The 13,491-nt window shown below is 57.3% G+C and carries 10 protein-coding genes; 7 read left to right on the top strand and 3 right to left on the bottom strand.

Annotated elements, in window-relative coordinates:
- The first annotated feature begins 5 nt into the window (after nt 1-5).
- From sspB to nanQ, 7 genes are all read left to right on the top strand, one after another.
- A complete protein-coding gene (gene sspB / locus OGX75_RS13700; RefSeq protein ID WP_012135360.1) occupies nt 6-506 on the top strand; it encodes a ClpXP protease specificity-enhancing factor in 501 nt (166 codons plus the stop codon).
- A gap of 115 nt (nt 507-621) precedes the next feature.
- Nucleotides 622-1,410 carry a transcriptional regulator NanR gene (nanR, locus tag OGX75_RS13695; protein WP_012135359.1) on the top strand — a complete coding sequence of 263 codons (789 nt, stop codon included), beginning with the start codon at nt 622-624 and terminating at the stop codon, nt 1,408-1,410.
- A gap of 137 nt (nt 1,411-1,547) precedes the next feature.
- Nucleotides 1,548-2,441, top strand: coding sequence for an N-acetylneuraminate lyase (gene nanA / locus OGX75_RS13690; RefSeq protein ID WP_047460947.1), 894 nt, complete (start codon nt 1,548-1,550; stop codon nt 2,439-2,441).
- A 120-nt stretch (nt 2,442-2,561) separates the two neighbouring features.
- Nucleotides 2,562-4,052 carry a sialic acid transporter NanT gene (gene nanT / locus OGX75_RS13685; protein ID WP_012135356.1) on the top strand — a complete coding sequence of 497 codons (1,491 nt, stop codon included), beginning with the start codon at nt 2,562-2,564 and terminating at the stop codon, nt 4,050-4,052.
- A gap of 49 nt (nt 4,053-4,101) precedes the next feature.
- Nucleotides 4,102-4,791 (top strand): N-acetylmannosamine-6-phosphate 2-epimerase, encoded by a 690-nt coding sequence (locus tag OGX75_RS13680; RefSeq protein WP_104868130.1) that lies wholly within the window; start codon nt 4,102-4,104, stop codon nt 4,789-4,791.
- Nucleotides 4,788-5,660, top strand: coding sequence for an N-acetylmannosamine kinase (nanK, locus tag OGX75_RS13675; protein ID WP_110493748.1), 873 nt, complete (start codon nt 4,788-4,790; stop codon nt 5,658-5,660). Before OGX75_RS13680 ends, nanK begins: the two co-directional genes overlap by 4 nt.
- Nucleotides 5,660-6,127 carry an N-acetylneuraminate anomerase gene (gene nanQ, locus OGX75_RS13670; RefSeq protein WP_047463891.1) on the top strand — a complete coding sequence of 156 codons (468 nt, stop codon included), beginning with the start codon at nt 5,660-5,662 and terminating at the stop codon, nt 6,125-6,127. Before nanK ends, nanQ begins: the two co-directional genes overlap by 1 nt.
- Before the next feature lie 130 nt (nt 6,128-6,257).
- On the opposite strand, the gene OGX75_RS13665 is transcribed toward nanQ, so the two are convergent.
- From OGX75_RS13665 to gltB, 3 genes are all read right to left on the bottom strand, one after another.
- Nucleotides 6,258-7,343 (bottom strand): PDDEXK nuclease domain-containing protein, encoded by a 1,086-nt coding sequence (locus OGX75_RS13665; RefSeq protein WP_071257726.1) that lies wholly within the window; start codon nt 7,341-7,343, stop codon nt 6,258-6,260.
- A 209-nt stretch (nt 7,344-7,552) separates the two neighbouring features.
- On the bottom strand, nt 7,553-8,971 hold the full coding sequence (gene gltD, locus OGX75_RS13660; RefSeq protein ID WP_110493749.1) for a glutamate synthase subunit GltD: 1,419 nt from the start codon (nt 8,969-8,971) through the stop codon (nt 7,553-7,555).
- Between the two features lie 11 nt (nt 8,972-8,982).
- Nucleotides 8,983-13,443 carry a glutamate synthase large subunit gene (gltB, locus tag OGX75_RS13655; RefSeq protein ID WP_049012046.1) on the bottom strand — a complete coding sequence of 1,487 codons (4,461 nt, stop codon included), beginning with the start codon at nt 13,441-13,443 and terminating at the stop codon, nt 8,983-8,985.
- Nucleotides 13,444-13,491: the final 48 nt, after the last annotated feature.

Genomic DNA, 13,491 nt, shown 5'->3' with positions numbered 1-13,491 from the left:
TCAGTATGGATTTGTCACAGCTATCCCCACGCCGTCCATATTTGCTGCGTGCATTCTATGAATGGTTGCTGGATAACCAGCTCACGCCGCACCTGGTGGTGGATGTGACGCTGCCTGGTGTGCATGTCCCTATGGAATATGCGCGCGACGGGCAAATTGTTCTGAACATTGCTCCCCGTGCGGTTGGCAATCTGGAGTTGGCCAACGACGAAGTGCGTTTCAACGCGCGCTTTGGCGGCGTCCCACGCCAGGTCTCCGTACCGCTGGCTGCGGTACTGGCGATCTATGCGCGTGAAAACGGCGCAGGCACAATGTTTGAACCTGAAGCCGCTTACGATGAAGACGTCGCCAGCTTAAATGATGACGATGTAACGCCGGGCGCGGAGAGCGAAACGGTCATGTCCGTGATTGATGGTGATAAGCCCGATCATGACGATGACAACAATCCTGATGACGATCCGCCGCCGCCGCGTGGTGGTCGACCCGCATTACGCGTAGTGAAGTAACCAAGACAGACAGGCCCTGAGGGCCTGTTTTTTTTCACGCCTGCCACGATTTCACCCCACTTTCGATCCTGTGATAGGATGGCCTTAGTTGCTGTTTTCCTCGACGATTTACATAATGGACGCTATGAACGCATTTGATTCGCAAGCAGAAAATTCTCCGCCAACCATCGGCCGTAGTTTGCGCAGCCGTCCGCTGGCGCGTAAAAAACTGTCGGAAATGGTAGAAGAAGAGCTGGAGCAGATGATTCGTCGCGGTGAATTCGGCGAAGGGGAGCAGCTGCCGTCTGAGCGGGAGTTGATGACCTTCTTCAACGTGGGCCGCCCATCGGTGCGTGAAGCGCTTGCCGCGCTCAAGCGTAAAGGTCTGGTGCAAATCAATAACGGCGAACGCGCCCGCGTGTCGCGGCCTTCTGCTGATACCATCATCAGCGAACTTTCCGGCATGGCGAAAGATTTCCTCTCGCATCCCGGCGGTATCGCCCACTTTGAGCAACTGCGCCTGTTCTTTGAATCAAGCCTTGTGCGCTATGCGGCGGAACACGCGACGGATGAGCAAATTGATCTGCTGGCGAAAGCCCTGGAGATCAATAGCCAGTCGCTGGACGATAATGCGCTCTTCATTCGTTCCGACGTCGAGTTTCACCGCGTGCTGGCGGAAATCCCCGGCAATCCGATCTTCATGGCGATTCATGTCGCGCTGCTGGACTGGCTGATCGCTGCGCGTCCTGCGGTCTCCGGGCAGGAATTACATGAGCATAATAGCGTGAGCTATCAAGAGCATATCGCTATTGTCGATGCTATTCGTCGGCGCGATCCCGATGAAGCTGACCGCGCGCTGCAAACCCACCTCAATAGCGTATCCGCCACCTGGCACGCCTTCGATCAAAAGAAAAAATTGCGTTAGCGATCGCGATCCTGACGATCGTTTAGTGAAGTAGATCGCACTCTGTGCGTTCTGTACTGGGGTGCTGCTTATTTGATCTGGTATAACAGGTATAAAGGTATGTAGTCAGATAACACTAATCATCGACAGAGGTCGTTATGGCAAAAGATTTACGAGGCGTAATGCCAGCGTTGTTAACTCCTTTTGATAACCAGCAGAAACTGGATATTGAGAGCCTGCGCCGTCTGGTGCGTTTCAACATTGCGCAGGGCATTGATGGGCTGTACGTCGGCGGCTCGACCGGGGAAGCGTTCGTTCAGAGCCGCGCAGAAAGGGAGCAGGTCCTGGAAATTGTGGCGGAAGAGGCGAAGGGCAAAGTGACGCTGATTGCCCATGTCGGTACGGTCAGTACCGAAGAGAGCCAGCAACTGGCCAGCGCGGCGCATCGTTACGGTTTTGATGCCGTTTCCGCCGTGACGCCGTTTTATTATCCGTTTAGCTTTGAAGAGCATTGCGATCACTACCGCGCCATTATCGATTCCGCTGAAGGATTACCGATGGTGGTGTACAACATTCCTGCGCTGAGCGGCGTGAAGCTGACGCTGGAGCAAATCAACACGCTGGTTACGCTGCCCGGCGTTGGCGCGCTGAAACAAACCTCCGGCGATCTCTATCAGATGGAGCAGATCCGCCGTGCGCATCCTGATCTGGTGCTCTACAACGGTTATGACGAAATCTTCGCTTCCGGTCTGCTGGCAGGCGCAGACGGGGGAATCGGCAGCACTTACAACATTATGGGCTGGCGTTATCAGGGGATTGTTAAGGCTTTGCAGGAAGGCGATGTAGCGAAAGCGCAGCATCTGCAAACCGAGTGCAATAAGGTCATCGATCTGCTCATTAAAACCGGCGTGTTCCGTGGGCTGAAAACGGTGCTGCACTACATGGACGTGGTCTCCGTACCGCTGTGCCGTAAGCCGTTTGCGCCGGTTGATGAGAAGTATCTGCCTGAACTGAAAGCGCTGGCGCAGCAGTTAATGCAGGAACGCGGTTGACCGGTTGCCGGATAGCGCTAACGCTTATCCGGCCTACAAAATATGAAACGTAGGCCGGGTAAGGCGCGGCGAAGCCGCCATCCGGCAAAGCGACAATAAAAATCGTCGGGAGAATGAAAAATGAGTACTTCTACCCAGAATATCCCGTGGTATCGCCATCTCAACCGGGCGCAGTGGCGGGCATTTTCCGCCGCCTGGCTGGGATATTTGCTTGATGGTTTTGATTTTGTGTTGATTGCCCTTGTTCTGACGGAAGTGCAGGGCGAGTTTGGGTTAACGACGGTTCAGGCGGCCAGCCTGATCTCGGCGGCGTTTATTTCCCGCTGGTTTGGCGGGCTGATGTTGGGCGCAATGGGTGACCGCTATGGCCGACGTCTGGCGATGGTCACCAGTATCATTCTTTTCTCTATGGGGACGCTGGCCTGCGGTTTTGCGCCCGGCTATACCACCATGTTTATCGCCCGTCTGGTGATCGGTATGGGAATGGCGGGCGAATATGGCTCCAGCGCCACCTATGTCATTGAAAGCTGGCCGAAGCACTTACGTAATAAAGCCAGTGGATTCCTGATTTCCGGTTTCTCCGTCGGGGCGGTCGTGGCGGCGCAGGTTTACAGCCTGGTGGTTCCGGTCTGGGGCTGGCGCGCGCTGTTCTTCATTGGCATTCTGCCGATCATTTTCGCGCTCTGGCTGCGTAAAAACATCCCTGAAGCGGAAGACTGGAAAGAGAAACACGAAGGCAAAGCGCCGGTGCGCACGATGGTGGATATTCTCTACCGGGGCGAACATCGCGTCGTCAATGTGCTGATGACGATCGCCGCCGCAACCGCGCTGTGGTTCTGCTTTGCGGGCGACCTGCAAAACGCGGCGATCGTGGCGGTGTTAGGGTTACTGTGCGCCGTTATCTTCATCAGTTTTATGGTGCAAAGCAGCGGCAAACGCTGGCCAACGGGCGTGATGCTGATGATCGTGGTGCTCTTTGCTTTCCTCTATTCATGGCCGATTCAGGCGCTGCTGCCAACGTATCTGAAAACTGAACTGGCTTACGATCCTCACACCGTTGCGCAGGTGCTTTTCTTTAGCGGCTTTGGGGCGGCAGTCGGCTGCTGCGTGGGCGGTTTCCTCGGCGACTGGCTGGGTACGCGCAAAGCCTACGTTTGCAGTTTGCTGGCTTCCCAGGTGCTGATCATTCCGGTATTTGCGATTGGCGGCGCAAACGTCTGGGTACTGGGTCTGCTACTGTTTTTCCAGCAGATGCTGGGGCAGGGGATCTCCGGGATCTTACCGAAACTCATTGGCGGTTATTTTGATACCGACCAACGAGCGGCAGGTCTGGGCTTTACCTATAACGTCGGCGCACTGGGCGGCGCGCTGGCCCCTATCCTCGGGGCGCTGATCGCACAGCGTCTGGATCTGGGCACCGCGCTGGGATCGCTCTCCTTCAGCCTGACCTTTGTGGTGATCCTGTTGATTGGGCTGGATATGCCGTCCCGCGTACAGCGATGGCTGCGTCCTGAAGCATTGCGTATGCATGATGCTATCGACGGAAAACCGTTCAGCGGGGCCGTGCCGTTTGGCGGCGACAAAAGCGCCTTTGTAAAAACCAAAAGCTGATGAGGTTTGCCCGGCCAGTTTGCCGGGCGACCTGCGTAAGGAAGTGGATATGTCGTTACTTGAACAACTGGATAAAAACATTGCCGCCAATGGCGGGTTGATTGTCTCCTGCCAGCCGGTTCCTGGCAGCCCGCTCGATAAACCGGACATCGTGGCTGCGATGGCGCTGGCGGCGGAGCAGGCTGGAGCCGTCGCGCTACGCATTGAAGGCGTGGACAATTTGCGGGCGACCCGTGCGCTGGTCTCCGTACCGATTATCGGTATTCTCAAGCGTGACCTTGACGACTCCCCGGTTCGCATCACGCCATTCCTTGAGGATGTGGATGCGCTGGCACAGGCCGGGGCGGATATTATTGCGGTTGACGGTACTGACCGCGTACGTCCGGCGACCGTCGATGCGCTGCTGGCGCGTATTCATCAGCACCAGTTGCTGGCGATGACCGACTGCTCGTCACTGGAGGATGGATTAGCCTGTCAGCGACGTGGCGCGGAAATTATCGGCACCACGCTGTCAGGATACACCACGCCGGACACGCCGGACGAACCTGACCTCGCGCTGGTCAAAGCCCTGCATGATGCCGGATGCCGGGTGATTGCCGAGGGGCGTTACAACACGCCGGCACAGGCCGCTGAAGCCATGCGTCACGGCGCGTGGGCGGTGACGGTGGGATCTGCCATTACGCGGCTGGAACATATTTGTCAGTGGTACAACACGGCATTGAAAAAGGCGACGTCATGAGCACGCTGGCGATCGATATTGGCGGCACCAAGCTGGCTGCCGCGCGGGTGGATGATGATTTACGCATCCGCGAGCGACGTGAATTACCGACCCCCGCCAGCAAAACGCCGGATGCGCTGCGAGAGGCGCTAAAAGTGCTGGTTGAACCGCTGCAAACGACCGCGCAGCGGGTGGCGATAGCCTCTACCGGCATTATCAGAGAAGGCGCGCTACTGGCGATAAATCCGCATAACCTGGGTGGTCTGCTGCATTTTCCGTTGGTGCCGACGTTAGAAGATCTTACCGGTCTGCCGACGCTGGCGGTGAATGATGCGCAGGCGGCGGCATGGGCGGAATACCATGCCCTTACGTCTGATGTCCGCGATATGGTGTTTATTACCGTGTCGACCGGCGTTGGCGGCGGCGTGGTGAGCGACGGCAGATTGCTCACCGGGATGAGCGGTCTGGCCGGGCATCTGGGGCATACGCTGGCCGATCCGCAGGGGCCGGTTTGCGGTTGCGGACGACGCGGCTGTGTGGAGGCTATCGCCTCAGGACGCGGCATCGCGGCAGCGGCGCAGGGTTCCCTGGCCGGGTGCGACGCCAGAACTGTCTTTGCACATGCGGCTGCCGGGAACGAACAGGCTGTGCGTCTGGTTCAACACTCCGCGCAGGTTGTCGCGCGGTTAATTGCCGATGTTAAAGCGACAACGGATTGCCAGCAGGTGGTTATTGGCGGCAGCGTAGGGTTAGCTGAGGGATATCTGGCGCAGGTACGCCACTTTCTGGCGCAGGAACCGGCGGTTTATCAGGTGGCGTTAAGCGCAGCGCATTACCGACATGACGCGGGGCTACTGGGCGCCGCGTTGTTAGCTCAGGGAGATAAATGATGTTGATGGGAGAAATTCAGTCGTTACCGTCTGCCGGGCTGCATCCGGTATTGCTGGATGCGTTAACCCTGGCGCTGGCGGCAAGGCCGCAGGAGAAAACGCCCGGGCGCTACGAATTGCAGGGCGACGATGTGTTTATGAATGTGATGCAGTTTGCCACGCAGTCGCCGCAGGAGAAAAAAGCGGAGCTGCATGTGCAGTACATCGACATTCAGCTGTTATTGACGGGTGAGGAGCGCATTTTGTTCGGCGTAGTCGGGTCAGCGCGCGAATGCGAGGAGCTGCATGGTGAAGAGGATTACCAGCTTTGCCGCCGCATCCATGAACAGCAGTCCATTACGCTGACACCGGGGATGTTCTCCGTGTTTATGCCGGGGGAACCCCATAAGCCCGGGTGTATGGCTGGCGAGTCAGGGGAGATTAAGAAAGCTGTAGTGAAGGTGCGCGCCAGCTTATTAGAGGTATGAAAATACCGGATGGTTTATAGCCATCCGGTGTAACGCTTTATATCTCCCAATAGTGCATAATTCCGTCAGTCGAGTTGTTGAAAATTCAGCTCGTGACGCAGTGCTTTTCCTGATGTGCAAAGTAAATTGGTTATTCAGTTGATTCAACTTGCTGTGCAGTCAGTGCTATTTGTGAACGAATGAGCTCATCTGCCAGTAGTTTTTCGTCAGGCAACTGCACTTTGTACTCGCTCGCCATGATGGTATTCGGCAGGCCGTTTAGCGCGTAATGCGCTTCCCCCGCGCCTTTTCCTGCGCACAAAACCAACCCGACGGGCGGGTTTTCTCCCGGCATTGTCCAGTGCTCTTTGGCATAGTTCAGGTACATATTCATCTGCCCGGCATCCGCATAACTGAATTTGCCGACCTTCAGGTCAACGAGCAACAGGCAGCGCAAGCGGCGATGGAAGAACAACAGATCGACGCGGAACCAGCTATCGTCTATGCGTAATCGGCGCTGGCGGCCGACAAAAGCAAAATCGTCACCAAGCTCCAGCATAAAGTCCATCAGGTGACTGAGCAGCGCTTCTTCGAGATCCGACTCGGAATACTCGTCCCTCAGGTTAAGAAATTCCAGAATGAACGGGTCGCGTATGGCTCGCTCCGGCAAGACTGTTGGCTCGGCGGGCGCAGGCTGCTGCAACATGGCGGATTTGTCATGGGACAGTAGCGTCCGTTCGTAGAACTGGGTGGAGATTTGCCGATCGAGTTGCCGCACAGACCAGCCGTTACGTAGCGTCTCTTTCTCGTAAAAAGTGCGGGCATCGGGATTTTTTACCGATAGTAAACGCACGTAAGCTGACCAGGGAAGCGGAAAAACTTTAGCGAGGTAAATGAGATTTGAAGATTCACCAGACAGTGTCTGCTGAATTTCAATATCTTGAAAATAAAGATAAAACATGCGCATTTGTCGTAGGTTTGCGGTGGAGAACCCACGCTTATAGCGCTGGCTTAAATCTGCGGATAACCGCTCAATGAGTTGAATACCATAAGCCGCTCGTGCTTCGCCGCCTTGTTCAAACTCGACAATTCTCCTGCCGATTTCCCAGTAGGTTGCTGTCATCAAAGCATTAATACTGCGGACGGCCTCGGTATGGGCATTGTCCACTAATCGAATAATACCGTCATGGATTTGCTGATAATCGTCAGCGTGTTGAAGTGGTGTTGGTACAGTCATGTCATCCCTGGTGCGATAGTTGCGAAATGAAAAATATATCGCTACCAATACGCTTCAGGCATATCCCGGTCAATCCAGGAGAGGTGTATTACATTGAGTTACAGCCGTATTTGCGAGCGGCTTTCGAAGAATGAATTCGCATATATTTAGCAGAGAAATATTGGCTCCCCATCCATCAGCGTCAGGCTGTGGCAGGGGAGCCAGAAGTATTACACTTCCAGGTAGTTCAGGATACCGTCTGCCGCTTTACGGCCTTCGGCAATTGCCGTGACTACCAGATCCGAGCCGCGCACGATGTCGCCACCGGCGAAGATTTTCGGGTTGCTGGTCTGGAAGGCGTTTTCATTGCCTTCCGGCGCGATAATCCGCCCCTGGGAGTCCAGTTCCACGCTGTGTTTCGCCAGCCACGCCATGTTGTGCGGGCGGAAACCAAACGCCATTACCACCGCATCTGCCGGGATCACATGCTCGGAACCGGCGACGATTTCCGCACGACGACGGCCTTTCGCGTCCGGCGCGCCCATTTCGGTACGCACCATCTTCACGCCGCTTACTTTACCGTTGGCATTCACTTCTACGCCCAGCGGCTGCACGTTGAACTGGAATTCGACCCCTTCTTCGCGCGCGTTTTTCACTTCGCGTCTGGAGCCTGGCATGTTCTCTTCGTCACGACGATAGGCGCAGGTGACGTGCGTCGCGCCCTGTCGAACCGAGGTACGCACGCAGTCCATCGCGGTGTCGCCGCCGCCCAGTACCACGACGCGTTTGCCTTCCATACTGACGAACGGTTCGTCAGTGGTTTCGCCAAAGCCCATGATCTGTTTGGTGTTGGCAATCAGGAACGGCAGGGCATCGAACACGCCGTCGGCATCTTCGTTTTCCAGCCCGCCGCGCATTGATTGATAGGTGCCAACGCCGAGGAACACCGCATCGTACTCTGCCAGCAAGTCGTCCAGCTGCACGTCGCGACCCACTTCGGTATTCAGTTTGAACTCAATGCCCATGCCGGTGAAGATCTCACGACGGCGGGTCATCACCTCTTTTTCCAGCTTGAAAGCCGGGATGCCGAACGTCAGCAGACCGCCGATTTCCGGGTGACGGTCAAAGACCACCGCCTTCACGCCGTTACGGGTGAGTACGTCGGCACAGGCCAACCCTGCCGGGCCCGCGCCGATAATCGCCACGCGTTTGTCGGTCTGACGCACGCCAGTCATGTCCGGGCGCCAGCCCATTTCGAACGCTTTATCGTTGATATAACGCTCGATGTTGCCGATAGTCACTGCGCCGAACTCGTCGTTGAGCGTACAGGAGCCCTCGCACAAACGATCCTGCGGGCAGACGCGGCCGCACACTTCCGGCAGCGTGTTGGTCTGGTGAGACAACTCCGCCGCTTCGAAAATACGTCCTTCGTTCGCCAGCTTCAGCCAGTTCGGGATGTAGTTATGTACCGGGCACTTCCACTCGCAGTACGGGTTGCCGCAGGAGAGGCAGCGATCCGCCTGCGCTTTGGCCTGGCCTTCGGAAAACGGTTCGTAAATTTCAACAAACTCGATTTTGCGGATCTTCAGCGCCTTCTTCGGCGGATCAACACGTTGCAGGTCGATAAATTGGTATACGTTCTGACTCATTGCTCTACCCCTTACTGCGCCTGCACACGCAGCTCAGCTGCGCTACGACTACGGTGACCCAACAGTGCTTTCACATCACTGGACTTCGGCTTAACCAGCGCGAATTTGGTTGAGAATACTGACCAGTTAGCCAGGATCTCTTCACCGCGCTGGGAACCTGTATGCTGCACATGCTCGGTAATCAGACCGCGCAGATGTTCTTCGTGGATGGCCAGGTCATCGACGTTCAGCACTTCCACCAGCTCCGGGTTCACGCGTTTGCGGAACTCGCCGTCTTCATCCAGCACGTAGGCGAAGCCGCCCGTCATGCCAGCACCGAAGTTAACGCCCGTTTTGCCCAGTACGCAGACAATACCGCCCGTCATGTATTCACAGCCGTTGTCGCCAATGCCTTCTACCACGGTGATGGCCCCGGAGTTACGTACTGCGAAACGTTCGCCCGCGCGGCCCGCCGCATACAGACGACCGCCGGTCGCGCCGTACAGACAGGTATTGCCGATGATGCTGGCCTCATGACTGCGAAACGCTGAACCCACCGGAGGACGCACCGCCAGCAGACCGCCTGCCATGCCTTTACCGACGTAGTCGTTGGCATCGCCCGTCAAATACAGCTCCACGCCGCCCGCGTTCCAGACGCCGAAGCTCTGACCTGCGGTGCCGCTGAAGTGTGCCTTGATCGGGTCAGAGGCCAGCCCCTGATCGCCATGCGTCTGAGCGATATAGCCAGAGAGCGACGCGCCCACGGAGCGGTCGGTGTTGCGAATGTCGAACCAGAAGGTTTTGCTCTGGCGTTCATCGACAAACGGCTTCGCCTGTTGCAGCAGTTGCGCGTTCAGCACGCCGTTATCAAACGGCGGGTTATGTTCGGTGCAGTACAGCGCTTTACCCGGATGAGGCTCAGCGGTTTCCAGCAGTCGGGACAGTTCCAGCTTCTGCTGCTTAGCGGTAAACCCTTCCAGCTCTTTCAACAGGTCGGTACGGCCAATCAGATCCACCAGACGCTTCACGCCAAGCTGCGCCATTAGCTCGCGGGTTTCGCGGGCGATAAACTCAAAGTAGTTGGTCACTTTGAACGGCAGGCCGTGGTAGTGGTTCTTACGCAGTTTGTCATCCTGAGTCGCCACGCCCGTCGCGCAGTTGTTCAGGTGGCAAATACGCAGGTATTTACAGCCCAGCGCCACCATCGGGCCGGTGCCGAAGCCAAAGCTTTCCGCGCCGAGAATCGCCGCTTTGATGATGTCGAGGCCGGTTTTCAGGCCGCCGTCCACCTGCAAACGGATCTTGTGACGCAGACCGTTAGCCACCAGCGCCTGCTGGGTTTCCACCAGGCCCAGCTCCCACGGACAGCCCGCATATTTCACGGAGGAGAGCGGGCTGGCGCCGGTGCCGCCGTCATATCCGGCGATAGTGATCAGATCCGCATAGGCTTTCGCCACGCCGGTAGCGATGGTGCCGACGCCCGGTTCAGAAACCAGCTTCACGGAGATCATCGCTTTCGGGTTGACCTGTTTCAGGTCGAAAATCAGCTGCGCCAGATCCTCGATAGAGTAGATATCGTGGTGCGGCGGCGGAGAAATCAGCGTCACGCCCGGTACGGAATAGCGCAGTTTGGCGATGTACGGGGTCACTTTGTCACCCGGCAACTGGCCGCCTTCGCCCGGCTTCGCGCCCTGAGCGACTTTAATCTGAATGACGTCAGCATTGACCAGATACGCTGGCGTTACGCCGAAGCGGCCGGAAGCGACCTGTTTGATGCGCGACACTTTGTTGGTGCCGTAGCGCGCCGGGTCTTCGCCGCCTTCGCCGGAGTTGGAGTTACCGCCGATGCTGTTCATCGCTTCCGCCAGCGCTTCGTGCGCTTCCGGGCTCAGCGCGCCGATGGACATCGCGGCGGTATCGAAGCGTTTAAACAGCTCGTTTGCCGGTTCAACATCGTTGATGCTGATGGCGTTATCGCCAGGATTGAGCGCCAGCAGATCGCGCAGCGTTGCCGCCGGACGTTCGTTAACAAGCGCGGCATATGCCTGGTAATCGCGATACTCGCCGCTCTGCACCGCCTGTTGCAGGGTGCGCACCACATCCGGGTTATAGGCGTGGTATTCGCCGCCGTGCACGTATTTCAGCAGGCCGCCCTGATCCAGCGGTTTACGCGCCAGCCAGGCACGTTTCGAGAGGTTCAGCAGATCCTGCTGGAAGTCGGCAAAACCGGCGCCGCCAATGCGGCTGACCACGCCCTGGAAGCAGTGGCTCACCACGTCGTCATGCAGACCGACCGCTTCAAACAGTTTGGAGCAGCGGTATGAGGCGATGGTCGAAATGCCCATTTTGGACATGATCTTATACAGACCTTTATTGATGCCGTTACGGTAGTTCAGCATCACGGTACGGTAGTCTTTGGCGATGGCCTGGGTGTCGATCAGACGGCCCAGCGTCTCATAGGCGAGATACGGATAGATCGCCGTGGCGCCAAAGCCCAGCAGCACGGCAAAGTGGTGCGGGTCGCGCGCGCTTGCGGTTTCTACGATGATGTTGGCATCGCAGCGCAGGCTCTTATCCACCAGACGAGTCTGTACCGCCCCGACAGCCATCGGCGCTGGAACCGGTAAACGGTTTTTGGCGATGTTACGGTCAGAGAGCACCAGCAAGACGGTGCCGTTACGCACCATCTGTTCAGCCTTATCGCACAGCGCTTTCACCGTTTCTTCGAGCGAGGTTTCCGTCACATCGAAGGTGATATCCAGCGTATCGGCGCGATAGTGCTCCTCTTTCATGGTGGTGAGCTGTTTGAAATCGGAGTACAGCAGAATTGGCGATTTAAAGCTCAGACGGTGCGCCTGTCCTTCCGCTTCGCAAAAGACGTTCATCTCGCGGCCAATGCTGGTGGCCAGCGACATGACGTGCGCTTCACGCAGCGGGTCGATTGGCGGGTTGGTCACCTGCGCAAACTGCTGGCGGAAGTAGTCGTAAATAATGCGCGGCTGGCTGGAAAGCACGGCGAAGGGGGTGTCATCACCCATTGAACCGACCGCTTCCTGGCCGTTTTCGCCCAGTACGCGGATGACGGAATCCAGCTCTTCGGCGCTGTAGTTAAACTGTTTCTGATAGCTGGCGAGCATGTCGTCGTCCAGCTCGCGGTTTCCGACCTGATCGTCGGCCAGATCTTCAAACGGCACCAGGCGGCGGACGTTCTTCTCCATCCACTCTTTATACGGATGGCGGCTTTTCAGATCGTCATCGGTTTCCGCAGAGTGCAGGATGCGCCCGCCACGGGTGTCGATCACCATCAGTTCACCGGGGCCGACGCGGCCCTTTTCCACGACTTCGTCAGGCTGGTAGTCCCAGATCCCCACCTCAGAGGCGCAGGTGATCAGTTTATCTTTGGTGATGACGTAGCGCGCCGGACGCAGACCGTTACGGTCGAGGTTACAGGCAGCGAAGCGACCGTCGGACATCACGATGCCCGCCGGGCCATCCCACGGCTCCATGTGCATGGAGTTAAAGTCAAAGAAGGCGCGCAGGTCCGGGTCCATATCCGGGTTGTTCTGCCATGCGGGCGGCACCAGCAGGCGCATGGCGCGCACGATGTCCATCCCGCCTGCCAGCAGCAGTTCCAGCATGTTATCCAGCGAGCTGGAGTCGGAACCGGTCTCGTTGACGAACGGCGCGGCGGATTGTAAATCCGGGATCAGCGGCGTCTGGAATTTATAAGTACGGGCGCGCGCCCACTGACGGTTGCCGGTAATGGTGTTGATTTCGCCGTTGTGCGCCAGGTAGCGGAACGGCTGCGCCAGCGGCCAGCGCGGCACGGTATTGGTGGAGAAGCGCTGGTGGAACAGGCAAATGGCCGATTCCAGACGCAAATCCGCCAGGTCCAGGTAGAAGCGCGGCAGATCCGCCGGCATACACAGACCTTTATAGATGTTCACCAGGTTCGACAGGCTACAAACGTAGAAGTCTTTATCGTCCTGAAGGCGTTTCTCAATGCGGCGGCGGGCGATAAACAGGCGGCGTTCCATATCCCGGGGACGCCAGCCCGCAGGCGCGTTAACAAAAATTTGCTCAATACGTGGCAGGGAGGAGAGGGCGATTTCACCGAGGACACCTTCGTTGGTCGGCACATCGCGCCAGCCCACAATCGACAGGGTTTCCCGCTGTAATTCTTCTTCGACGATACGACGTGATGCCGCCGCCAGCTCAGGGTCCTTATTCAGGAAGAGCATGCCGACAGCGTAGTTTTTGGCTAAACGCCAGCCGCGCTCTTCTGCAACGATGCGAAAAAAGCGATCGGGTTTTTGCAGCAGCAAACCGCAACCGTCGCCGGTTTTACCGTCAGCGAGGATCGCGCCACGGTGCTGCATACGGGCCAGTGCGTGTATGGCGGTACGCACTACCTTGTGGCTAGGTTCGCCTTCTATGTGGGCGATCAGGCCGAAACCACAGTTATCCCTCTCAAGGGATTTATCGTACAACATATCAGTGAACCTCCCCAGGCTCTGCGGGACTCCCATCCGATACCGATT

It is taken from the genome of Citrobacter sp. CK199 (assembly GCF_030333285.1).
GTDB lineage: Bacteria > Pseudomonadota > Gammaproteobacteria > Enterobacterales > Enterobacteriaceae > Citrobacter_B > Citrobacter_B koseri.
This window is presented reverse-complemented; position numbering and strand designations above follow the sequence as displayed.